Genomic DNA, 22,109 nt, shown 5'->3' with positions numbered 1-22,109 from the left:
GACTAATACGATTTAATAATAAAAAAAGCGATAACTATAACCACTATATCATTTATAGCTTTAGTGTATAGGTGTGCAGAAAAAATAATATGTAATAAAAAAGGGCCGTTTTCGCGACCCTTTGTTTATAAAAACCGGAAAAAGTTAAAGGTTATTTTTTCCCTTCAACCCATTTGCCATCTACATAAAATGCTGACCAGCCAGTTGCCTTTCCATCTTTTTCCGAAGAGACATATTGCTGTTTGGTTTTACGGCTAAAGCGAACCATTGTCTTATTACCTTCCGGATCCTGCTGCGGCGCATCGGCCAGATAACGCAATTTTTCCGGTAAACGGTCGCGGAAGCGATAAAGCTCTTCCACCAGCGGTGCACGCGTTTCACGTGATTTAGGGAAGGTATTGGCAGCCAGGAACACACCGGCAGCACCATCACGCAGCACGAAATAAGCATCCGATTTTTCGCACGGTAATTCTGGCAGCGGAACCGGATCTTCTTTCGGCGGCGCGACTTCACCGTTACGTAAAATCTTACGCGTGTTTTTACACTCTTCGTTAGTGCAGGCCATGTATTTACCGAAACGCCCCATTTTCAGATGCATTTCAGAACCACATTTTTCACACTCAACGATCGGGCCGTCATAACCTTTAATGCGGAATTCGCCCTCTTCGATCTCGTAACCGTCGCAGGTTGGGTTATTACCACAGACATGCAATTTACGTTTCGGATCGATGAGATAGCTATCCATCGCCGTGCCACACTTCTGGCAACGACGTTTGGCGCGCAGCGCGTTGGTTTCAGCATCTTCGCCTTCCAGCACGTTAAGCACTTCGTTTTCCGGCACCAGGTTGATGGTGGTTTTGCAACGCTCTTTCGGCGGTAGCGCATAGCCGGAACAGCCGAGGAATACCCCGGTACTGGCAGTACGAATACCCATTTTGCGGCCACAGGTCGGGCAATCGATACTGGTCAGAACCATCTGGTTCGGCCGCATACCGCCCTCTTCCGGATCTTTTTCCGCTTTATCGAGCTGCTGGGTGAAATCCGAGAAGAAGTGATCCAGTACGGCTTTCCACTCTGCTTCGTGATTCGCCACCTGGTCGAGGCTGTTTTCCATCTGCGCGGTAAAGTCGTAGTTCATTAACTCACGGAAATTTTCTTCCAGGCGATCAGTTACGATCTCACCCATTTTTTCCGCATAGAAACGACGGTTTTCTACGCGCACATAACCACGATCCTGAATGGTCGAAATGATCGACGCATAGGTGGAAGGGCGACCAATACCGCGTTTTTCCAGTTCTTTAACCAGCGAAGCTTCACTGAAACGGGCTGGCGGTTTGGTAAAGTGCTGAGCAGGTGTCAGCTCAACAAGCGACAGTGAGTCACCTTTATCGACAGCCGGTAAAATACGATCTTCATCGCCTTTACGCAGCGCGGGCATCACTTTCGTCCAACCATCGAAACGCAAAATACGTCCGCGCGCTTTCAGGCGGAAATCACCTGCGCCAACGGTCAGCGTGGTGGAGTCATATTTCGCCGGGGTCATCTGACATGCAACGAACTGACGCCAGATTAACTGGTACAGTTTCTGCGCATCCGCTTCCATATCTTTCAGCGATTCTGCCATTACATTGACGTCAGAAGGACGAATCGCTTCGTGCGCTTCTTGAGAGTTTTCTTTGCTGGCGTATTGGTTCGGGCTTTCCGGCAGATATTTCTTACCGAAATTATCGCTGATATATCCACGAACCATATTTACCGCGTCCTGACTCAGGTTAGTGGAGTCGGTACGCATGTAAGTGATATAGCCAGCTTCATACAGACGCTGCGCCATCATCATGGTTTTTTTCACGCCAAAACCAAGACGGGTACTGGCAGCCTGTTGCAATGTGGAAGTAATAAAAGGCGCGCCAGGTTTACTGGTTGTCGGTTTGTCTTCACGTTCCAGCACGCTATAGCGCGCTTTTTCCAGCAGACTTACCGCTGCCTGAGTTTGTTCTTTAGTCGCCGGGCGGAACGGTTTGTCGTTCTGATGGGTCACCTGCAAGGCCAACGCTTCGCCTGATGGTGTGGTCGTGCTGGCATCCACCTCCCAGAACTCTTCCGGTACGAACGCTTTAATTTCTCGTTCACGCTCGACCACCAGGCGAACCGCCACTGATTGCACACGCCCGGCAGAAAGACCGCGAGCAATCTTTTTCCACAGCAGCGGAGAAACCATATAACCCACCACACGGTCCATAAAGCGACGCGCCTGCTGGGCATTAACACGATCAATATTCAGCTCACCAGGTTTGTTGAAAGCCTGGCGGATCGCGTTTTTAGTAATTTCGTTAAACACCACCCGGCTATAGCGCGCATCATCACCACCAATCACTTCCCGCAGGTGCCATGCAATGGCTTCCCCTTCGCGGTCAAGGTCGGTTGCGAGATAGATGTGGTCGGCTTTTTCAGCCAGTTGTTTCAGTTCAGAGACGACCTTCTCTTTACCAGGCAACACTTCATAGTGCGCCTCCCAATTGTGCCACGGGTCAACCCCCATACGGTTGACGAGAGCGCCACGTTCATCCTTTTTAGGCTTTTTAGCCGTCTTGGTGGAGGTAGAGTCGGCACTCTTTTTAGTAGTTGAGCCACTGGTCGGCAAATCGCGGATGTGACCGACGCTGGATTTCACCACGTAGTCACTACCCAGATACTTGTTGATCGTTTTGGCTTTTGCCGGGGACTCAACGATGACAAGAGCTTTACCCATATTCACCTTACCTAATTTGATTCTTCCAGGAATGCGTCGCACATTGATAAACCTTCCACTGGCAACGAGTTACCGATATGGACTCGCTCTCTGCGGATATCAACCCCTTGTCGTGACTCTGTTCACGAAAATTCAGGTGACTGAGTTAGCAGGTCTTTGCCTACAGGCGCTATAGCACGACGGAATTTTGGTCGAATGTCAAGCAAATCTATTGCCAGATTGACGAAAGCGTCACACTGTACCTGATAAAATCCGTTACGCAACTTTATTAGCATGCAAAATCCAAAGTTGCCAGTAAGGCGCACCTGACGCCAGCGTGGTATATTTGTCTGCAAGCCATGCCTGGCGTAGACTAATGTCCTTGTTTAAGGAGTAAATAATGAACAAAGAGACACAACCCATCGACCGCGAAACGCTGTTGAAAGAGGCCAACAAAATCATTCGTGAGCATGAGGATACGCTCGCAGGAATTGAAGCCACCGGCGTTACGCAGCGTAATGGCGTACTGGTGTTTACCGGCGATTACTTTTTAGATGAACAAGGATTGCCGACTGCGAAAAGCACCGCGGTGTTTAATATGTTTAAACACCTGGCTCACGTGCTCTCGGAAAAATATCATCTGGTAGATTAAAGCAAAACGCGAGGCCTGAACCTCGCGTTTGTCTTTTACATCAAAGGCTTTTGCCCGCGCTGCCACCAGCGTAACAACAATCGGTCGACGCTCTCTGCCGCACTGCCGGTAAATCGGTCTATTAACCGTTTACGCTGCATATAACGCACGTTAACCACTTCACGGCCTTCCATCAGACTCAGAATCACTTCATCACTGGTGTTTATTTCGTCAACCAGACCTTTCTCTACCGCCTGTTGCCCGTACCAGTGTTCGCCAGTAGCCACCTCTTCAATATCCAGAGACGGACGCATACGTTTTACAAAAGCTTTAAATAGCTGATGTGTTTCGTTCAGTTCTTCACGGAATTTCTCACGCCCTTCTTCGGTGTTTTCACCCAGCAATGTCAACGTCCGCTTATATTGCCCGGCAGTATGCAGTTCGATATCAATATCTTTACTTTTCAGGAAGCGGTTAAAGTTGGGCATTTGCGCCACCACACCGATGGAGCCAACAATGGCAAACGGTGCGGAAACAATTTTATCCGCAACACAGGCCATCATGTAGCCGCCGCTGGCAGCCACTTTGTCTACCGTAACGGTTAAAGGAATGTTTTTATCGCGCAGACGCTGCAACTGCGAGGCTGCCAGACCGTAACCATGAACCATACCGCCGGGGCTTTCCAGACGCAAAACCACCTGGTCACGCGGCTTAAATGCCGCGAGTACCGCAGTGACCTCTTCACGCAGCGAGTTCACTTCATGCGCGTCCATGCTGCCTTTGAAATCCAGCACCCAGACACGGGGCTTACTGTCAGTCACCACCTCGCCCAGTTTGGCTCTCGCTTTCGCTGCTTTCGCTTCTTGCTTGTGCTTTTTCTTCTGCGCTTTATGCCACTGTTTTTGCTGATGTGTATCCATCAGCGCTGCGGCCAGTTCTTCTTTCATCTCCTTATATTGTTCGCTGAGATTATTAACCCGTAACTCGCCACGCTGGCGCTTATTACGTTGGGCAACATTGACAATAATGGCGGCAATAGCCGCAATCGCCACCACAACAGTGACAATTTTCGCCAAAAACAAACCATATTCAGACAACAATTCCACGAGTCCCACCTTGGTTAAACAACGCTTTGCTTCACAGTTTACAACAGGCATGTTAAGCCGTCTCGCAGAGATATTCTTGACGAGAAAGTATGACAAAGTATTCATTTTACGGCGTTATCGCTCCTGGCTGATTGAAATGCGCCTCTGTTTAAGGCATAACCCCTCAAAGTCATAAGTACACTGGCAACGCGACGGATAATGTCGTTGAGGAGTAGCCATGCATTACCAACCAAAACAAGATTTACTCAATGATCGTATTATCCTGGTGACCGGTGCCAGCGACGGAATTGGTCGTGAAGCCGCTCAGACTTATGCGCGTTATGGCGCGACGGTGATTTTACTGGGTCGTAACGAAGAAAAATTACGTCAGGTCGCCCGGCGTATGTTCGAAGAGACCGGACACCAGCCACAGTGGTTTATTCTCGATTTGCTGACCTGCACATCCGAAGATTGCCATCAACTGGCACAGCGCATTGCCGTTAATTATCCGCGTCTGGACGGCGTTCTGCATAATGCCGGATTGCTTGGCGAAGTTTGCCCGATGAGCGAACAAAATCCGCAGGTCTGGCAGGATGTCATGCAGGTCAACGTAAATGCTACCTTTATGCTGACCCAGGCACTTCTTCCTTTATTACTCAAATCGGACGCCGGTTCGCTGGTCTTTACCTCATCAAGCGTTGGACGTCAGGGGCGTGCCAACTGGGGCGCATATGCTGCCTCTAAATTTGCCACCGAAGGGATGATGCAAGTACTGGCCGATGAATATCAGCAGCGTCTGCGTGTGAACTGCATTAACCCGGGCGGTACGCGCACTGCCATGCGTGCCAGTGCCTTCCCTACGGAAGATCCGCTGAAGCTCAAAACACCCGCCGATATCATGCCGCTATACCTCTGGCTGATGGGCGATGACAGCCGCCGTAAAACCGGTATGACCTTTGACGCCCAACCGGGCCGTAAACCAGGAATTTCCCAATGAGTGACGAACGCTACCAACAGCGTCAGCAACGTGTTAAAGAAAAAGTGGATGCCCGCGTGGCGCAGGCCCAGGATGAGCGCGGCATTATTATTGTTTTTACTGGCAATGGAAAAGGCAAAACCACTGCGGCATTTGGTACGGCAACACGCGCGGTAGGTCACGGAAAAAAAGTGGGCATCGTGCAGTTTATTAAAGGCACCTGGCCTAACGGCGAGCGCAATCTACTGGAACCACACGGCGTCGAGTTTCAGGTGATGGCAACAGGTTTTACCTGGGATACGCAAAACCGCGAAGCTGATACCGCTGCCTGCCGTGAAGTCTGGCAACATGCAAAGCGAATGCTGGCTGATTCCTCGCTGGATATGGTTTTGCTCGATGAGCTGACGTATATGGTGGCGTATGACTATTTGCCACTGGAAGAAGTGGTGCAAGCCTTAAATGAGCGTCCACATCAGCAAACGGTGATTATCACGGGTCGTGGCTGTCATCGGGATATACTTGAACTGGCAGATACCGTCAGTGAATTACGCCCCGTCAAACATGCGTTTGATGCAGGAGTTAAAGCACAAATCGGGATTGATTATTAAGTGAAAGCACCTCAAAAGATTGCCTCTTGAGGTGCTTTAATCATAATTATATTCAAGCGGCAATAGCGAAATTCAGAATGCGTTTAATCTCATTCAAATGTCCCGGATATGCTTCATGATTCTCAGCGTCAACATCTTCAATAAATAATATCAGTTCAGTAATTAACGCATTCGCATCTTCATAACTAATTCCGCTTAACTCTGGTGAGGTTTCAGAACCATAGTTAATCGTCAGGTTGTTCATAATCGAGAGGATAAGGATAAAATATTTATGACAAACCTTACATGTGGTTTTATTGCCCAGGGTATTATACAGCATGTCGAGTAATGCCAGTATTCTACGATTTTGTACATCGTTCATAAAAAGCCTCCTATAACATTATTCCGCTAGCAATAAGTAGTTTTGCCAGCCCCTCAGACGCCTTTAACCCACTAATTACTTGTGCACGTAATATTTCATTTAGCCTTTTTTGTTCAGCCGCTGTGCGTGTTTTATTAGTGTATAAATCCTTAAGGTGATTCCCCTCGTCAAGAAATGAGTTCAGTGCTTGTATTGCTGGAATTGCTGGATCTGCTGCACGAAGACGTGTTTCATTAATGCTGATAATCGCAGCCAGGAATTCTTGTCTGCTCTTCAATGTCTTAAATTCATTACCTCCTCCTTTTTTTAAGGAGGCATTGTAATAAACGAGATTATTATGTACCGTCGCAAAGGTATTTCTTCCGGTTTGTTTACCTTTTGTCGCGATATCGTTTCGTATATCAGTTAGATCATTTTTTATTCTTTGCCAATGATTATTTACCGTACTACCTATATTCCCTGCGCTTACCCTGGTATTATACAACCCATTGAAATAAACCACTAAATCTTTAACCGCTGCTGCAGATTTTGTTAATGTTCCACCATCATTGATGCCCAGAAGTGCCCCCGCATTATTCGCGTGATCCAGAGCTTGTTTAAGCAATATGAACTGTTTGCTGTCTTTTACATCTAAATCCTCATTCAAAAGTTCGACATAAGAACTCATACTGCTAATGATTTCCATAGAAGCCAGCAATCTTTCTTTTTCAGTAGTGACTATCTTTGTAGTAAAAAGATCTTCTTGAGATTTTTTGTGCTTATCTCCAGGTTGCTGACACAATGACTCATTACTGGTACTGTTTTCAATAACTACCTCATAATCTGGTCGGGGTGCACACTCCGGATTAGTCGCATAAAAATTAACAAGAAAGTTTTCACGAGAAGCATAGTATTGTTTAAAGAAACTTGCATTCGCCGCCACCGCCTTGTTACCCGCAGTAATAACAGTTTCAGCTTGTTCATTTTTCAAAGCATCGGTTGCACAACCTGAAATCATTAACAGCGATAGAAATACTCCACTATATCTAATCATAACCCACCTCTTGACGTTGAGTTTATCTCAGATAATTAAATAGTAATGTGGCTATTTCCGGGCATTATTCATAAGCAAGTATGAAATTAAATTAAAATGCTGCGACTATTTATCATGCTTCAAATGAAGAAAAGGCCCCGCAGGGCCTTTATTTTATACTTAACTTAAATTAAATTAACCGTTATTATTACGTCCGCCAGAACGACGACCGCCGCTCACCTGACTGTGACGTTTCACCGCACGTCGAATTTGATTCGCCTTCATACGACGACGATCTTTTTCTACGGCAACTTTAGAACTGGTTTCTGGCGGCAGTTCCACCAGCTCACGCAGATAGTTAGTCTGGGCGAGATCCAGCTCCGTCCAGCCACCACGTGGCAGACCTTTCGGCAGTGGGATATCACCGTAGCGCACACGAATCAGGCGGCTAACCTGCACGCCAACCGCTTCCCAAAGACGACGAACCTCACGGTTACGGCCCTCGGTAAGAGTGACGTTATACCACTGGTTGATCCCTTCACCGCCACTAAACTTGATGGTTTTAAAGGCTGCCGGACCATCTTCCAGTTGCACGCCGCGACTCAAATCACGCAGTTTTGCATCGTCAACCTGACCAAATACACGCACGGCATATTCACGTTCAACTTCACGACTTGGGTGCATTAAGCGGTTTGCCAGTTCACCATCGGTGGTGAACAGCAACAGACCACAGGTGTTAACGTCGAGACGGCCAACGGCAATCCAGCGCGCCCCACGCAGCTTCGGCAGACGATCAAACACGGTCGGACGCTCTTCCGGGTCATTACGAGTACACAACTCGCCTTCTGGCTTGTAATAGGCCAGAACGCGACAAATTTGTTCAGCGGACTCGCGTACCGAAATCAGGTGACCATCGATACGGATTTTCAGCCCAGGGGTAACTTCAACGCGATCGCCGAGTTTAGCAATTTTGCCATCAACACTCACACGACCGGCTTCAATAATAGATTCAATTTCACGGCGAGAACCGTGGCCGGCACGCGCCAGCACTTTCTGTAGCTTTTCGCTCATAGAGCTTCCTTTTGGTGTCGCCTTCCCAGGCGTCTGATATGCTTTTGTGCAACAATGAGTCAGAACTTACATCTGACTCACTGATAGTAAAGTCTGTTTGAACTCTTCAGGCCTTAAGTAAACGACTCGACGTTTTAACTGGCCTGGCTTTGAGGCGCAACATACTACACTATCTTTATGGTTAAAGCTTGTTTCGATTAACATCGGTTTGGTTACCAACCACCACCGCCTCCACCTCCCGCACCGCCACCAGCGCCAGAACCACCACCGGAATAGCTCCGCCCCAACAAACTGGTATAGGCCCCGCAACTCAGGTGCGTCTGTAATGAGAATAAAACGCCGTTACGGGCAATCTCTGGAGCGCGAATAGCCGAAGAGAGCGAAGGGGCGATGCGTAACGCCCATTCCCTCCCCAAATTTGCTGATATAGCCCAACCTAACAAAGCGTAATCCAGTTTCCGTGTTTCCCCTTTCCGCCGCCGCCCACTGTGCGTTGCCGCCTCTTTACGCGCAAGATAGTTAACGATAGCTTCACCGTGGGCATAACGTTGCTGCCCAGTTTGGGTAAACTTTGGCAGAAAAATATACCCCATGCCAGTGAGATAACCGGTCAGGAAAACAGCGCTAAAATAACCCGCTGGCATATACCAGTAAAAGAATACATCTCCGACATTGATGTAGAGAGAATAGAAGGCCACGCCTGAACAAATCAGTGGTAAAAACAAAGTGATTATTACACGATTAACGCAAGGCTTGTCATCATCGCGGGCCAACAAAAGCTCAAGGGAACAAAATAAAAAAGGAAGAAGCCAGCAGATCATAATAAACATATCGCCCACCAGACTCATTCCAGCCCAACCTATGGGACTCAGGTTACCGTAGAGAATGACCGCCAATATCGCCATTCCCCCCCATTGCAAAAACGCATCAGGTCGGTAAAAGGAAGACTTTTTACGCGGCAGATAAAATTTCTGCATCCGTAAAAATGCTCTGCGTAAGACGCTGTTGCGCCTCCCCGTGAGAACGACCTTATCGCCTTTACGAAATAACGCTTCCAGTAATAACTGCTCTGCGGGCAGTAATACCGCATTATTTCTGGTGGCGCCTTCATTAACATGGATCAGGGTTTGCTGATTTTTGTCATACTGATCTTCCAGATGAATTTTTCCTTTCACAATCAGATTTACGATATCGGCACAAAAACCTTTATCGTCGTAAACCAGCTTCGCATCGAGACGTAACATTCCGGGCGTGTAATCTGGCGGAATGACATCGGTTTCAATCACATCTACCGGCGTAAATTGCGGCCTGCGCTTCCAGAGATATAACCATCCACACGCCAGGAGCAAACACGGTAACCAAATGATAAGAGACGATGTTGAGGGTCCAAAAAGATGGCTAAAAATATTCGTCGTGTGTTGTGCTGGGGCATTATCCAGCAAGGCATGAGGCCAACGGTAGAGAACCGTGAAGTCTTCTCGATAAAACGGATCGCGAGATTCAATTCTTCCGTCCTCAAGGATGCGGCCATTTCGATATGTGTCGCCCTCATCTCCGGTAAAGATATCGATTTCACTAAATGGATTACCCGCAATATTAGAGAACTTGAGTGAAAATCGGGTCTTATAGATTTCAAACGGCCAGTTGCTACCGGTCACGTTCCAGATTAGCAGGTCAGAATCTCCCTCACGCAGGAAAGCATTTTTAACCTGATAATGAATTTGATAATGATAGTCGCCTTGAGGCAAGAAACGTTGTTTATCGCCCACGACAATACTCATTAACCCAATATGCCAGTCAAGATGCCAGGGTTCAGGAACGCCGTCACGGGTAACGCCAACAATACGATAGTTCAGCAGTGCAGCGTCCCCATTAGACTGCATCCATAGTCGTGGTAAATCACGAGAAAATCCGTGCTTAATCTGCTGATTTCGCGCCTGAAAATAAATATTCTCTTTGATGTCGAGCACCCCATCCGGTTGCAGAGTGGCTTCAACATCAAAGAGCGAGATCCCTTCTTCATATGAAGGGATCTCCGTGTTTTTCGCATAACTCAACGAAGAGAAAAAAAGCCCAACTATCAACAGCAAAATGCAGCGATATATCCCTGCCATAATCTTCCATCCGTGGAACGCAATTTCTTATAAGAAAGGTTTCACATCACCTACGCCTTCACGCACCACGACTGGTGTGTCATCGGTGAGATCGATAACCGTTGTCGGTTTCTGTCCGAGGTAGCCGCCGTGAATAATCAAATCTACCTGTTTTTCCAGACGATCTTTAATTTCTTCCGGATCGGATTCGGTAAATTCACTGCCAGGTAGCATCAGCGAGGTAGAAAGCATCGGTTCACCCAGCACCTCAAGTAATGCCTGGGCGATGGGGTTAGATGGCACGCGCATACCAATGGTTTTACGTTTTTCCTGCAACAGTCGGCGCGGCACCTCTTTCGTTCCCTTCAGGATGAAGGTGTAGTTACCTGGCGTGTTGTTTTTCATCAGGCGAAACGCGACGTTATCAACAAAGGAATAGGTCGAGAGTTCGGAAAGATCACGACACATCAGGGTAAAGTTGTGACCGTCCGGCAACTGGCGAATGCGACAAATACGCTCCATCGCGTTTTTATCTTCAATTTTACAGCCCAGTGCGTAGCCTGAATCGGTAGGATAAACAATCACCCCACCTTTACGCACAATCTCCACCGCCTGGTTGATCAGACGCTGTTGCGGATTATCTGGATGGATATAAAAAAACTGACTCATACTTCCCTCTCTGTCTTGTTCTGTGGCTGTTCCCAAAGCTGCCAGACGCCTTCAACGCCTGCGGGCAGCCAGAGTTTACGCCCCAGTTCAATCCACGGGCACGGCTGATGAAAATCAGAGCCTTGTGATGCCCATAAATGGTGCTGGCGTACAAGTGTCGCCAGTTGGGTGCGTTCATTGGGCGATTGCTGGCATTGCGCGACTTCCATCGCGTCGCCGTGATGTTCGGCAAAATGCGCAACCAATCTTTTCAGCCATTTAGCACTAAGATTGTACCGCCCTGGATGAGCCAGCACCGCCTTACCGCCAGAATGATGAATGACATCAATAGCTTGTTCTATTGTACACCACTGTGGCGGAACGTATCCGGTTTTCCCGCGCGCCAGATATTTTTTAAAGACGTCCGCCATTGAACTGGCTTTGCCACACTCGACCAGAAAACGAGCAAAATGTCCGCGAGTTACCGCGCCGCCCTGCGCTAGTCTTCGCGCCCCTTCCAGCGCGCCCGGTATTTGCGCTTTTTCCAGCCTTTCTGCGATTAACTGCGCCCGCTGATTACGCCGTTCAGTTTGCTGTGCCAGGAATTCACACATTGCCGGATGAGAAATATCAATATTCAACCCGACAATATGAATTTCATGATTTTCCCATACGGTGGAAATTTCCACGCCAGGAATAAGATTCAGTGCCAGTCCCGAACGTGAAATTTCTTCTCTTGCTGGCGAGATCCCTGCCGTGGTGTCATGGTCGGTGATCGCCAGGGTGCCGACGCGCATTTCTGCGGCACGGTGTACCAGCGCTTCCGGTGTCAGGCAGCCATCGGAAGCCGTAGTATGGCTGTGCAGGTCATAAATGACTGCGTAATTCGTGTCGCTCAAGGCGCACTCCCATTTTGGATAATGTTTTTTGCGTCGTCATCATAACGGTTCTGGCAAATATTCTGAAATGAGCTGTTGACAATTAACCATCGAACTAGTTAACTAGTACGAAAGTTCACGTAAAAAGGGTATCGACAATGAAAGCGATTTTCGTACTGAAAGGTTGGTGGCGCACTTCCTGAAACGGGCAGTGTATTCACCATGCGTAAAGCAACCAGATACCCAGCCCGCCTAATGAGCGGGCTTTTTTTTGAACAAAATTAGAGAATAACAATGCAAACACAAAAACCGACTCTCGAACTGTTAACCTGCGCAGGTGCTTATCGCGATAATCCGACCGCGCTTTTTCACCAGTTGTGCGGAGCACGCTCTGCTACGCTGCTGCTGGAATCGGCAGATATTGACAGCAAAGATGATCTGAAAAGTCTGCTGTTAGTGGATAGTGCGCTGCGTATTACCGCATTAGGTGACACTGTCACAATTAAAGCGCTAACTGACAATGGGACATCTCTGCTTGCATTGCTGGATAGCACTCTGCCTGCTGGCGTAGAAAATGAACAATCGCCAGATTGTCGCGTGCTGCGTTTTCCGCCCGTCAGCACTCTTTTGGATGAAGATGCCCGTTTATGCTCCCTTTCGGTTTTTGACACTTTTCGTTTGTTGCAGGATCTGGTGAATGTGCCGAAGGAAGAACGAGAAGCGATGTTCTTTGGCGGCCTGTTCTCTTACGACCTGGTCGCAGGATTTGAAGATTTACCGCAACTGGCGGCTGAAAATAACTGCCCTGATTTCTGTTTTTATCTTGCTGAAACGCTGATGGTGATTGACCATCAGAAGAAAAGCACACGCATCCAGGCCAGCCTTTTTGGTCAGAATGAAGAAGAAAAACAGCGCCTCACTGCTCGCCTGAACGAACTTCGCCAGCAACTCACCGAAATCGCGCCGCCACTGCCAGTGGTTTCCGTGCCGCATATGCGTTGTGAATGTAATCAGAGCGATGAAGAGTTCGGCGGTGTCGTGCGTTCGTTGCAAAAAGCGATTCGCGCCGGAGAGATTTTCCAGGTCGTGCCATCTCGCCGTTTCTCACTGCCCTGCCCGTCACCGCTGGCAGCTTATTACGTGCTGAAAAAGAGTAACCCCAGCCCGTACATGTTTTTTATGCAGGATGATGATTTCACTCTGTTCGGCGCGTCGCCGGAAAGTTCACTCAAATACGACGCCACCAGTCGTCAGATTGAAATCTACCCGATTGCCGGAACACGCCCACGCGGTCGTCGCGCCGATGGTTCACTGGACAGAGACCTCGACAGCCGGATTGAACTATCGATGCGTACCGACCATAAAGAGCTTTCCGAGCATCTGATGCTGGTGGATCTCGCCCGTAACGACCTCGCGCGCATTTGCACCCCCGGCAGCCGCTACGTAGCCGACCTCACCAAAGTTGACCGTTATTCCTACGTGATGCACCTCGTCTCCCGCGTGGTCGGTGAACTGCGCCACGACCTTGACGCCCTGCACGCTTACCGCGCCTGTATGAATATGGGCACGTTAAGCGGTGCGCCGAAAGTGCGCGCCATGCAGTTAATTGCCGAAGCAGAAGGTCGTCGACGCGGCAGCTACGGCGGCGCGGTAGGTTATTTCACCGCGCACGGCGATCTCGATACCTGCATTGTCATCCGTTCGGCGCTGGTGGAAAACGGCGTCGCTACCGTGCAAGCCGGTGCTGGCGTGGTGCTTGATTCTGTTCCGCAGTCGGAAGCCGACGAAACCCGTAATAAAGCCCGCGCTGTACTGCGCGCTATCGCCACCGCGCATCATGCACAGGAGATTTTCTGATGGCTGACATTCTGCTGCTCGATAATATCGACTCTTTTACTTATAACCTGGCAGATCAGTTGCGCAGCAATGGTCATAACGTGGTGATTTACCGCAACCATATTCCGGCGCAAACCTTAATTGAACGTCTGGCGACGATGAGCAATCCGGTGCTGATGCTTTCACCCGGCCCCGGTGTGCCGAGTGAAGCCGGGTGTATGCCGGAGCTACTCACCCGTCTGCGTGGCAAGCTGCCGATTATCGGTATTTGCCTCGGTCATCAGGCGATTGTCGAGGCTTACGGCGGTTATGTCGGCCAGGCGGGGGAAATACTCCACGGCAAAGCTTCCAGTATTGAACATGATGGTCAGGCGATGTTTGCCGGGTTAAGCAACCCGCTGCCGGTGGCGCGTTATCACTCGCTAGTTGGCAGTAACATTCCGGCCGGTTTAACCATCAACGCCCATTTTAATGGCATGGTGATGGCGGTGCGTCATGATGCAGATCGCGTTTGCGGTTTCCAGTTCCATCCGGAATCGATTCTCACCACCCAGGGCGCACAACTGCTGGAGCAAACGCTGGCGTGGGCGCAACAGAAGCTGGAACCGGCCAACACGCTGCAACCGATTCTGGAAAAGCTGTATCAGGCACAGACGCTTAGCCAGCAGGAGAGCCACCTGTTGTTTTCAGCCGTAGTTCGCGGCGAACTGAAGTCCGAACAACTGGCGGCGGCGCTGGTGAGCATGAAAATTCGCGGCGAGCACCCGAATGAAATCGCCGGGGCGGCAACTGCCCTGCTGGAAAATGCTGCGCCGTTCCCGCGACCTGATTATCTGTTTGCCGATATCGTCGGCACCGGCGGTGACGGCAGCAACAGCATCAACATATCTACCGCCAGTGCTTTTGTCGCCGCTGCTTGTGGACTGAAAGTTGCGAAACACGGCAACCGCAGCGTTTCCAGTAAATCCGGTTCGTCCGATCTGCTGGCAGCATTTGGTATTAACCTGGATATGAATGCCGATAAATCGCGCCAGGCGCTGGACGAGTTAGGTGTCTGTTTCCTCTTCGCGCCGAAGTACCACAGCGGTTTTCGCCACGCGATGCCAGTTCGCCAGCAACTGAAAACCCGCACCCTGTTTAACGTGCTGGGGCCATTGATTAACCCGGCGCATCCGCCGCTGGCGTTAATAGGTGTTTATAGCCCGGAACTGGTACTGCCTATTGCCGAAACCCTGCGCGTACTGGGGTATCAACGTGCAGCAGTGGTGCATAGCGGCGGAATGGATGAAGTTTCTTTGCACGCGCCAACGATTGTTGCGGAATTGCACGATGGAGAAATCAAAAGTTATCAACTGACTGCTGAAGATTTTGGCCTGACGCCCTACCACCAGGAGCAACTGGCTGGTGGGACTCCGGAAGAAAACCGTGACATTTTAACACGCTTGTTACAAGGTAAAGGTGACGCCGCTCATGAAGCAGCCGTCGCGGCGAATGTCGCCATGTTAATGCGCCTGCATGGCCATGAAGATCTGCAAGCCAATGCGCAAACCGTTCTTGCGGTACTGCGCAGTGGTTCCGCTTACGACAGAGTCACCGCACTGGCGGCACGAGGGTAAATGATGCAAACCGTTTTAGCGAAAATTGTCGCAGACAAGGCGATTTGGGTAGAAGCCCGCAAACAGCAACAACCGCTGGCCAGTTTCCAGAATGAAATTCAGCCGAGCACGCGACATTTTTATGATGCGCTGCAGGGCGCACGCACCGCGTTTATTCTGGAGTGCAAAAAAGCATCGCCGTCAAAAGGTGTGATCCGTGATGATTTCGATCCTGCACGTATTGCCTCCATTTATAAACATTACGCTTCAGCAATTTCGGTGCTGACTGATGAAAAATATTTCGAGGGGAGTTTTGATTTCCTCCCTATTGTCAGCCAAATCGCACCACAGCCAATTTTATGTAAAGACTTTATTATCGACCCTTACCAGATCTATCTGGCTCGCTATTATCAGGCTGATGCCTGCTTATTAATGCTTTCAGTGCTGGACGATGAACAGTATCGCCAGCTCTCCGCCGTCGCCCATAGTCTGGGTATGGGCGTGCTGACCGAAGTCAGTAATGAAGAGGAACTGGAACGCGCCATTGTGCTGGGAGCAAAAGTCGTTGGCATCAACAACCGCGATCTGCGTGATTTGTCGATTGATCTCAACCGTACCCGTGAGCTTGCGCCGAAACTGGGGCACAACGTGACGGTGATCAGCGAATCCGGAATCAATACTTATGCTCAGGTGCGCGAGTTGAGCCACTTTGCTAACGGCTTTCTGATTGGTTCGGCGCTGATGGCCCATGACGATTTGAACGCCGCCGTGCGTCGGGTGTTACTGGGTGAGAATAAAGTGTGTGGCCTGACTCGTGGGCAAGATGCCAGAGCGGCTTATGACGCTGGTGCTATTTACGGCGGATTGATTTTTGTTGCCACATCACCGCGCTATATCAGCGTTGAACAGGCGTTGGAAGTGATAGCTGCAGCACCATTGCAATATGTCGGCGTGTTCCGCAATCACGATATTAATGAGGTCGTTGATAAAGCGAATACCCTGGCATTGGCGGCAGTACAACTGCATGGCAGTGAAGATCAGGAGTATATCGACGCCCTACGTGACGCTCTGCCTGAAAATGTTGCCATCTGGAAAGCATTAAGCGTCGGTGAAGTCCTGCCTGCACGCGATCTTCAGTTCGTCGATAAATATATTTTCGACAACGGCCAGGGCGGCAGCGGACAACGTTTCGACTGGTCACTGTTACATGGTCAATCGCTAAGCAACGTTCTGCTGGCGGGTGGTTTAGGCGCAGATAACTGCGTGGAAGCGGCACAAACCGGCTGCGCCGGGCTTGATTTTAATTCTGCTGTAGAGTCTCAACCGGGCATTAAAGATGCACGCGTTTTGGCCTCGGTTTTCCAGACACTGCGCGCATATTAAGGAAAGGAACAATGACAACATTACTTAACCCCTATTTTGGTGAATTTGGCGGCATGTACGTGCCACAAATCCTGATGCCTGCTCTGCGCCAACTGGAAGAAGCCTTCGTCAGCGCGCAAAAAGATCCTGAGTTTCAGGCGCAGTTTAACGACCTGCTGAAAAATTATGCCGGGCGTCCGACCGCACTCACCAAATGCCAGAACATAACGGCGGGAACTAACACCACGCTGTACCTGAAACGTGAAGATTTACTCCACGGCGGCGCGCATAAAACCAACCAGGTGTTGGGGCAGGCATTGTTGGCAAAGCGGATGGGTAAAACCGAAATCATCGCGGAAACCGGGGCCGGTCAGCATGGTGTGGCTTCTGCGCTTGCCAGCGCCCTGCTCGGTCTGAAATGTCGCATCTATATGGGTGCCAAAGATGTCGAACGCCAGTCGCCAAACGTTTTTCGGATGCGCTTAATGGGTGCAGAAGTGATTCCTGTACATAGCGGTTCCGCAACACTGAAAGATGCCTGTAACGAGGCGTTACGCGACTGGTCTGGTAGCTACGAAACTGCTCACTATATGCTGGGTACTGCTGCCGGCCCGCACCCTTACCCAACCATTGTGCGAGAGTTCCAGCGGATGATTGGCGAAGAAACGAAAGCGCAAATTCTGGAAAGAGAAGGTCGCCTGCCGGATGCCGTCATTGCCTGCGTTGGCGGCGGCTCGAATGCTATCGGTATGTTTGCTGATTTCATTAATGAAACTGACGTCGGTCTGATAGGTGTTGAGCCAGGTGGTCATGGCATCGAAACCGGCGAGCACGGTGCACCGTTGAAACATGGTCGCGTGGGCATCTATTTCGGTATGAAATCACCGATGATGCAGACCGAAGACGGGCAGATTGAAGAGTCTTACTCCATTTCTGCCGGTCTGGATTTCCCGTCCGTCGGCCCACAACATGCGTATCTCAACAGCATTGGGCGCGCAGATTACGTTTCAATTACCGATGATGAAGCACTGGAAGCGTTCAAAACACTGTGCCTGCATGAAGGGATCATCCCGGCGCTGGAATCCTCCCACGCCCTTGCCCATGCACTAAAAATGATGCGCGAAGCCCCAGAGAAAGAGCAACTGCTGGTGGTTAACCTTTCTGGCCGCGGCGATAAAGACATCTTCACCGTTCACGATATTTTGAAAGCACGAGGGGAAATCTGATGGAACGCTATGAAACTCTGTTTGCCCAATTGAAGGAGCGCAACGAAGGCGCATTTGTTCCTTTTGTTACCCTCGGTGACCCCGGCATTGAACAGTCGCTGAAAATTATCGATGCCTTGATTGAAGCAGGTGCCGACGCGCTGGAGTTGGGCATTCCTTTCTCCGACCCGCTGGCTGATGGGCCAACTATTCAAAACGCGACCCTGCGGGCTTTTGCCGCAGGCGTAACTCCGGCTCAGTGTTTTGAAATGCTGGCGCTGATTCGCCAGAAGCACCCAACCATTCCCATTGGCCTGCTGATGTATGCCAATCTGGTATTTAACAAAGGCATTGATGAGTTTTATGCGCAGTGCGAGAAAGTCGGCGTCGATTCAGTGCTGGTTGCTGATGTACCTGTAGAAGAGTCCGCGCCTTTCCGCCAGGCCGCGTTGCGCCATAACGTCGCACCTATCTTCATCTGTCCGCCGAATGCCGACGATGATTTGCTGCGCCAGATTGCCTCTTATGGTCGTGGCTATACCTATTTGTTGTCGCGTGCGGGTGTGACGGGTGCGGAAAACCGCGCGGCATTACCGCTTAATCATCTGGTCACGAAGCTGAAAGAGTATAACGCTGCGCCTCCATTACAAGGGTTCGGTATCTCCGCGCCGGAACAGGTAAAAGCGGCGATTGAGGCAGGCGCTGCGGGGGCTATTTCTGGATCAGCAATTGTGAAAATCATTGAGCAACATATTAATCAGCCAGAGAAAATGCTGGCAGAGCTGAAAACGTTTGTTCGCCCGATGAAAGACGCCACGCGTCTTTGAGACTGATGACAAATGCAAAACTACCTGATGCGCTACGCTTATCTGGCCTACACACACCATACAATACATTGATTTTTCAATATTTTGTAAGCCAAACAAGACGTTCGCACCGCATCCGGCATCAACAAACCGCCAGAAAGTATCTGGCGGTTTGTTGATAGCAAAGAATTAAAAACGATAACCCGCAGAGAACATAAACACCCACGGGTCAAGGCGCACATGGTCAGAATAATGTCCTGCCGGCAGTACTGCGCCGTTGGATTTATATTTCACGTCGGTATCGATATCCATGTACCAGACCGACATATTAAGCAACCAGTCACGGTTGATGAGATAATCCAGACCAACTTGCCCCGCCACTCCCCATGAATCCTTCAGACTAAGATCGGATAATCCAAGACCTTCACCGGTATCATTGAAGTCATTATTAAAGAAGGTGGTGTAGTTAATACCAGCACCGACGTAAGGACGGAATTTACTGCTGGCATCACCAAAATACCACTGCGCCATCAATGTTGGCGGTAAATGGTGGACTGTCGCAATATCTCCGGTCGTGGCTGTGCCAACTTTATGGCGGAACGGTGATGCTGCCAGCAGTTCAACGCCAATGTTATCGGTCGCCATATAGGTAAAGGTCAGCCCCAGTTGGGTGTTATTGGTCACACTAAATCCACCCAGGCTTCCCAGAGTCCCACCCGCGCCTTCAGTTGGACGTACAGTCGCTGAACCTGCTCGAATGAAGAACTCACCTGCTTCATGCGCATAAACGCTGCCAGAGAGAAGTGTACTTACTGCCAATGCCGCCACTGTTAATTTTTTCATGCTCGCTCCGTCGTTATGGTTATAAAAACGTGACGAATATACCCACATTGGAGTAACAAGTGATCCTACACAGATCACACTACATTTTCTAAATCACCATTTATTGATCTGGATTAATTTAGAAGTTGCATTGCAAATCCTGGTTAATGTGATGTAAATCAATTCCACCGTATTTCACTCCAAATACATCCTTTTGCTACCTTATTGCCTCTTGAATCTGGTTCCTTTTTGCTCTGCCACCCCAAAAAACCGTCAGTGTGTCGCTCTGAAAAGCACCTCTGGAAAACGGTAAACTGCGGTATTTATGCAAACAGACCGTCCATATGGCAGAAATTTGCCATATCAGGAGAAGTCTGGGAAATCAACGAAACCTGTAATCGCGCCCACGCCCTCGGCGGATTACCAGTGCTTTACAAAGATATGCTTTTCCATACATGTCCTGATGCTGCCACTGAGAGGCTAACCAGGGTACAATTGCCCGCTAATTAACACCTGCATAAAACTCAAGGAGAGTGCATGTCTATCACGGCGCAGTCCGTATACCGTGACACCGGAAATTTCTTCCGTAATCAATTTATGACCATTCTGCTGGTATCACTGCTATGTGCATTTATCACAGTGGTGTTAGGACATGTTTTCTCACCCAGTGACGCACAACTTGCGCAGCTCAATGACGGTGTTCCCGTTAGTGGCAGCGGTGGGTTGTTCGATCTGGTACAAAATATGTCCCCGGAACAGCAGCAAATTTTGCTGCGTGCGTCTGCCGCGTCCACCTTTTCAGGATTAATCGGTAACGCCATTCTCGCGGGCGGCGTATTATTAATTATCCAGCTAGTGTCCGCAGGTCAGCGGGTCAGCGCATTACGGGCAATTGGCGCGAGCGCTCCGGTATTACCGAAGTTATTCTTGCTAATCCTTCTGACGACGTTAATTGTGCAAATAGGCATCATGCTGGTGGTCGTTCCTGGTATCATCATGGCCATCCTGTTAGCACTGGCCCCCGTGATGCTGGTCCAGGATAAAATGGGCGTTTTCGCCTCCATGCGCAGCAGTATGCGACTGACATGGGCGAATATGCGTCTGGTGGCACCTGCGGTATTGAGCTGGTTACTGGCAAAAACATTGTTGTTGCTGTTTGCCTCTTCGTTTGCCGCATTAACCCCAGAAATTGGCGCTGTACTGGCGAACACCTTGAGCAATCTGATTTCAGCCGTATTGCTCATCTATCTGTTCCGCCTGTACATGTTAATTCGCCAATAATCCTGAAGCATTTGATTACGGAATCGTAAAATGAAGCAGTTTCTTGATTTTTTACCGTTGGTTGTCTTCTTCGCGTTCTACAAGATTTATGACATCTATGCGGCAACTGCGGCGCTGATCGTCGCCACGGCGATTGTGCTTATTTATAGCTGGGTTCGCTTTCGTAAAGTTGAGAAGATGGCCCTGATCACCTTTGTTCTGGTGGCCGTCTTCGGTGGTCTGACGCTGTTCTTCCACAATGATGAGTTTATTAAATGGAAGGTCACCGTCATTTACGCTCTGTTTGCCGGTGCCCTGTTGGTTAGCCAATGGGTAATGAAGAAACCGCTGATTCAACGTATGTTGGGTAAAGAGCTTACTCTGCCACAACCGGTGTGGTCGAAGCTGAATCTGGCCTGGGCAATCTTTTTTATCCTTTGTGGGCTGGCGAACATCTACATCGCATTCTGGCTGCCACAAAATATTTGGGTCAACTTCAAAGTGTTTGGTCTGACCGCCCTCACCTTAATCTTCACACTGTTAAGCGGTATCTATATCTATCGCCACATGCCACAGGAAGATAAATCATAATCTGCCAGCCAGTCCTGCGGGACTGGCGCTGCATCTCCTCTGTTCTCATCAGGAAAATCATAGTAGCATCGCGCCTGTGATTTTCCTTTTTAGTCGGTTTTACCATGTCAACAACACATAACGTCCCCCAGGGCGATCTGGTTTTACGAACTTTAGCCATGCCTGCCGATACCAATGCTAATGGCGATATTTTTGGTGGTTGGTTGATGTCGCAGATGGATATTGGCGGTGCCATTCTGGCAAAAGAAATTGCACACGGTCGCGTCGTGACCGTTCGCGTGGAAGGCATGACCTTTCTGCGACCTGTAGCAGTCGGTGATGTGGTGTGCTGCTATGCACGCTGTGTCCAAAAAGGGACAACATCGGTCAGTATCAATATTGAAGTGTGGGTGAAAAAAGTGGCGTCCGAACCGATTGGGCAACGCTATAAAGCGACAGAAGCGTTATTTAAGTATGTCGCTGTTGATCCTGAAGGAAAGCCTCGCACTTTACCCGTTGAGTAATAGTCAAAAGCCTCCTGTTGGAGGCTTTTGAGTTTTTG

At 49.5% G+C, this 22,109-nt stretch carries 21 protein-coding genes and 1 other annotated feature; of the genes, 12 read left to right on the top strand and 9 right to left on the bottom strand.

Annotated features, from left to right (window positions below; translation table 11 throughout):
- Positions 1 to 151 precede the first annotated feature (151 nt).
- Positions 152 to 2,749 (bottom strand): type I DNA topoisomerase, encoded by a 2,598-nt coding sequence (gene topA / locus C7B16_RS10065; protein ID WP_001516492.1) that lies wholly within the window; start codon positions 2,747 to 2,749, stop codon positions 152 to 154.
- 379 nt (positions 2,750 to 3,128) lie between these two features.
- Between topA and C7B16_RS10055 the strand changes: the two genes are divergently transcribed.
- Positions 3,129 to 3,380, top strand: a complete 252-nt coding sequence (locus tag C7B16_RS10055; protein WP_001031530.1) for a YciN family protein — start codon at positions 3,129 to 3,131, stop codon at positions 3,378 to 3,380.
- Positions 3,381 to 3,415: 35 nt separating this feature from the next.
- On the opposite strand, the gene sohB is transcribed toward C7B16_RS10055, so the two are convergent.
- Positions 3,416 to 4,465 carry a protease SohB gene (sohB, locus tag C7B16_RS10050; RefSeq protein ID WP_000422073.1) on the bottom strand — a complete coding sequence of 350 codons (1,050 nt, stop codon included), beginning with the start codon at positions 4,463 to 4,465 and terminating at the stop codon, positions 3,416 to 3,418.
- 217 nt (positions 4,466 to 4,682) lie between these two features.
- Here sohB and C7B16_RS10045 point away from each other — a divergent pair, with 217 nt between their 5' ends.
- Both C7B16_RS10045 and cobO read left to right on the top strand, forming a co-directional pair.
- The gene (locus C7B16_RS10045; protein WP_000559299.1) at positions 4,683 to 5,441 is read left to right on the top strand and encodes a YciK family oxidoreductase; all 759 of its coding nucleotides are present in this window, start codon (positions 4,683 to 4,685) and stop codon (positions 5,439 to 5,441) included.
- On the top strand, positions 5,438 to 6,028 hold the full coding sequence (gene cobO, locus C7B16_RS10040; RefSeq protein ID WP_107179616.1) for a cob(I)yrinic acid a,c-diamide adenosyltransferase: 591 nt from the start codon (positions 5,438 to 5,440) through the stop codon (positions 6,026 to 6,028). The genes C7B16_RS10045 and cobO overlap by 4 nt, the downstream gene beginning before the upstream one ends.
- 52 nt (positions 6,029 to 6,080) lie before the next feature.
- Here cobO and C7B16_RS10035 read toward each other — a convergent pair whose 3' ends face one another.
- The 6 genes from C7B16_RS10035 to rnm form a co-directional block, all read right to left on the bottom strand.
- Positions 6,081 to 6,389: a hypothetical protein gene (locus C7B16_RS10035; protein WP_001516496.1), complete on the bottom strand. Its 309-nt coding sequence runs from the start codon at positions 6,387 to 6,389 to the stop codon at positions 6,081 to 6,083.
- A gap of 10 nt (positions 6,390 to 6,399) precedes the next feature.
- On the bottom strand, positions 6,400 to 7,422 hold the full coding sequence (locus tag C7B16_RS10030) for a hypothetical protein (RefSeq protein ID WP_001516497.1): 1,023 nt from the start codon (positions 7,420 to 7,422) through the stop codon (positions 6,400 to 6,402).
- 174 nt (positions 7,423 to 7,596) lie between these two features.
- On the bottom strand, positions 7,597 to 8,472 hold the full coding sequence (gene rluB / locus C7B16_RS10025) for a 23S rRNA pseudouridine(2605) synthase RluB (protein ID WP_107179615.1): 876 nt from the start codon (positions 8,470 to 8,472) through the stop codon (positions 7,597 to 7,599).
- Positions 8,473 to 8,684: 212 nt separating this feature from the next.
- Complete coding sequence (locus tag C7B16_RS10020; RefSeq protein ID WP_010377673.1) at positions 8,685 to 10,586, bottom strand: DUF2207 domain-containing protein; 1,902 nt, start codon at positions 10,584 to 10,586, stop codon at positions 8,685 to 8,687.
- A gap of 27 nt (positions 10,587 to 10,613) precedes the next feature.
- Positions 10,614 to 11,234 (bottom strand): L-threonylcarbamoyladenylate synthase, encoded by a 621-nt coding sequence (locus C7B16_RS10015; RefSeq protein WP_001516499.1) that lies wholly within the window; start codon positions 11,232 to 11,234, stop codon positions 10,614 to 10,616.
- Positions 11,231 to 12,112, bottom strand: a complete 882-nt coding sequence (gene rnm, locus C7B16_RS10010; protein WP_001285652.1) for an RNase RNM — start codon at positions 12,110 to 12,112, stop codon at positions 11,231 to 11,233. The genes C7B16_RS10015 and rnm overlap by 4 nt, the downstream gene beginning before the upstream one ends.
- Positions 12,113 to 12,249: 137 nt before the next feature.
- On the opposite strand from rnm, the gene trpL reads away from it, so the two are divergent.
- From trpL to trpA, 6 genes are all read left to right on the top strand, one after another.
- The gene (gene trpL, locus C7B16_RS10005; RefSeq protein WP_001700591.1) at positions 12,250 to 12,294 is read left to right on the top strand and encodes a trp operon leader peptide; all 45 of its coding nucleotides are present in this window, start codon (positions 12,250 to 12,252) and stop codon (positions 12,292 to 12,294) included.
- Positions 12,271 to 12,364 (top strand) — a sequence feature (Trp leader region). (Overlaps the previous gene by 24 nt.)
- Before the next feature lie 21 nt (positions 12,365 to 12,385).
- Complete coding sequence (trpE, locus tag C7B16_RS10000; RefSeq protein WP_001194558.1) at positions 12,386 to 13,948, top strand: anthranilate synthase component I; 1,563 nt, start codon at positions 12,386 to 12,388, stop codon at positions 13,946 to 13,948.
- Positions 13,948 to 15,543 (top strand): bifunctional anthranilate synthase glutamate amidotransferase component TrpG/anthranilate phosphoribosyltransferase TrpD, encoded by a 1,596-nt coding sequence (gene trpD, locus C7B16_RS09995; protein ID WP_000763504.1) that lies wholly within the window; start codon positions 13,948 to 13,950, stop codon positions 15,541 to 15,543. Before trpE ends, trpD begins: the two co-directional genes overlap by 1 nt.
- A complete protein-coding gene (trpCF, locus tag C7B16_RS09990; RefSeq protein WP_077688154.1) occupies positions 15,544 to 16,905 on the top strand; it encodes a bifunctional indole-3-glycerol-phosphate synthase TrpC/phosphoribosylanthranilate isomerase TrpF in 1,362 nt (453 codons plus the stop codon). It begins immediately after the preceding gene.
- An 11-nt stretch (positions 16,906 to 16,916) separates the two neighbouring features.
- Positions 16,917 to 18,110, top strand: a complete 1,194-nt coding sequence (gene trpB / locus C7B16_RS09985; protein WP_000209515.1) for a tryptophan synthase subunit beta — start codon at positions 16,917 to 16,919, stop codon at positions 18,108 to 18,110.
- Positions 18,110 to 18,916, top strand: a complete 807-nt coding sequence (gene trpA / locus C7B16_RS09980; RefSeq protein WP_001516501.1) for a tryptophan synthase subunit alpha — start codon at positions 18,110 to 18,112, stop codon at positions 18,914 to 18,916. Before trpB ends, trpA begins: the two co-directional genes overlap by 1 nt.
- A gap of 168 nt (positions 18,917 to 19,084) precedes the next feature.
- Here the strand turns inward: trpA and ompW are convergent, their stop codons facing one another.
- Positions 19,085 to 19,738, bottom strand: a complete 654-nt coding sequence (gene ompW, locus C7B16_RS09975) for an outer membrane protein OmpW (protein WP_000737210.1) — start codon at positions 19,736 to 19,738, stop codon at positions 19,085 to 19,087.
- Positions 19,739 to 20,254: 516 nt separating this feature from the next.
- On the opposite strand from ompW, the gene C7B16_RS09970 reads away from it, so the two are divergent.
- The 3 genes from C7B16_RS09970 to yciA all read left to right on the top strand — a co-directional run bounded on the left by C7B16_RS09970 (position 20,255) and on the right by yciA (position 22,071).
- Positions 20,255 to 20,998 carry a YciC family protein gene (locus C7B16_RS09970; protein WP_001516502.1) on the top strand — a complete coding sequence of 248 codons (744 nt, stop codon included), beginning with the start codon at positions 20,255 to 20,257 and terminating at the stop codon, positions 20,996 to 20,998.
- 30 nt (positions 20,999 to 21,028) lie between these two features.
- Complete coding sequence (locus tag C7B16_RS09965; protein WP_000808656.1) at positions 21,029 to 21,568, top strand: septation protein A; 540 nt, start codon at positions 21,029 to 21,031, stop codon at positions 21,566 to 21,568.
- Between the two features lie 104 nt (positions 21,569 to 21,672).
- Complete coding sequence (yciA, locus tag C7B16_RS09960; RefSeq protein ID WP_000108161.1) at positions 21,673 to 22,071, top strand: acyl-CoA thioester hydrolase YciA; 399 nt, start codon at positions 21,673 to 21,675, stop codon at positions 22,069 to 22,071.
- The last annotated feature ends 38 nt before the right edge of the window (positions 22,072 to 22,109 follow it).

It is taken from the genome of Escherichia sp. 20412-1, from assembly GCF_003027595.1.
GTDB lineage: Bacteria > Pseudomonadota > Gammaproteobacteria > Enterobacterales > Enterobacteriaceae > Escherichia > Escherichia marmotae.
The sequence above is the reverse complement of the archived record's forward strand: the minus strand, read 5'-3'. Positions and strand labels throughout refer to the sequence as shown.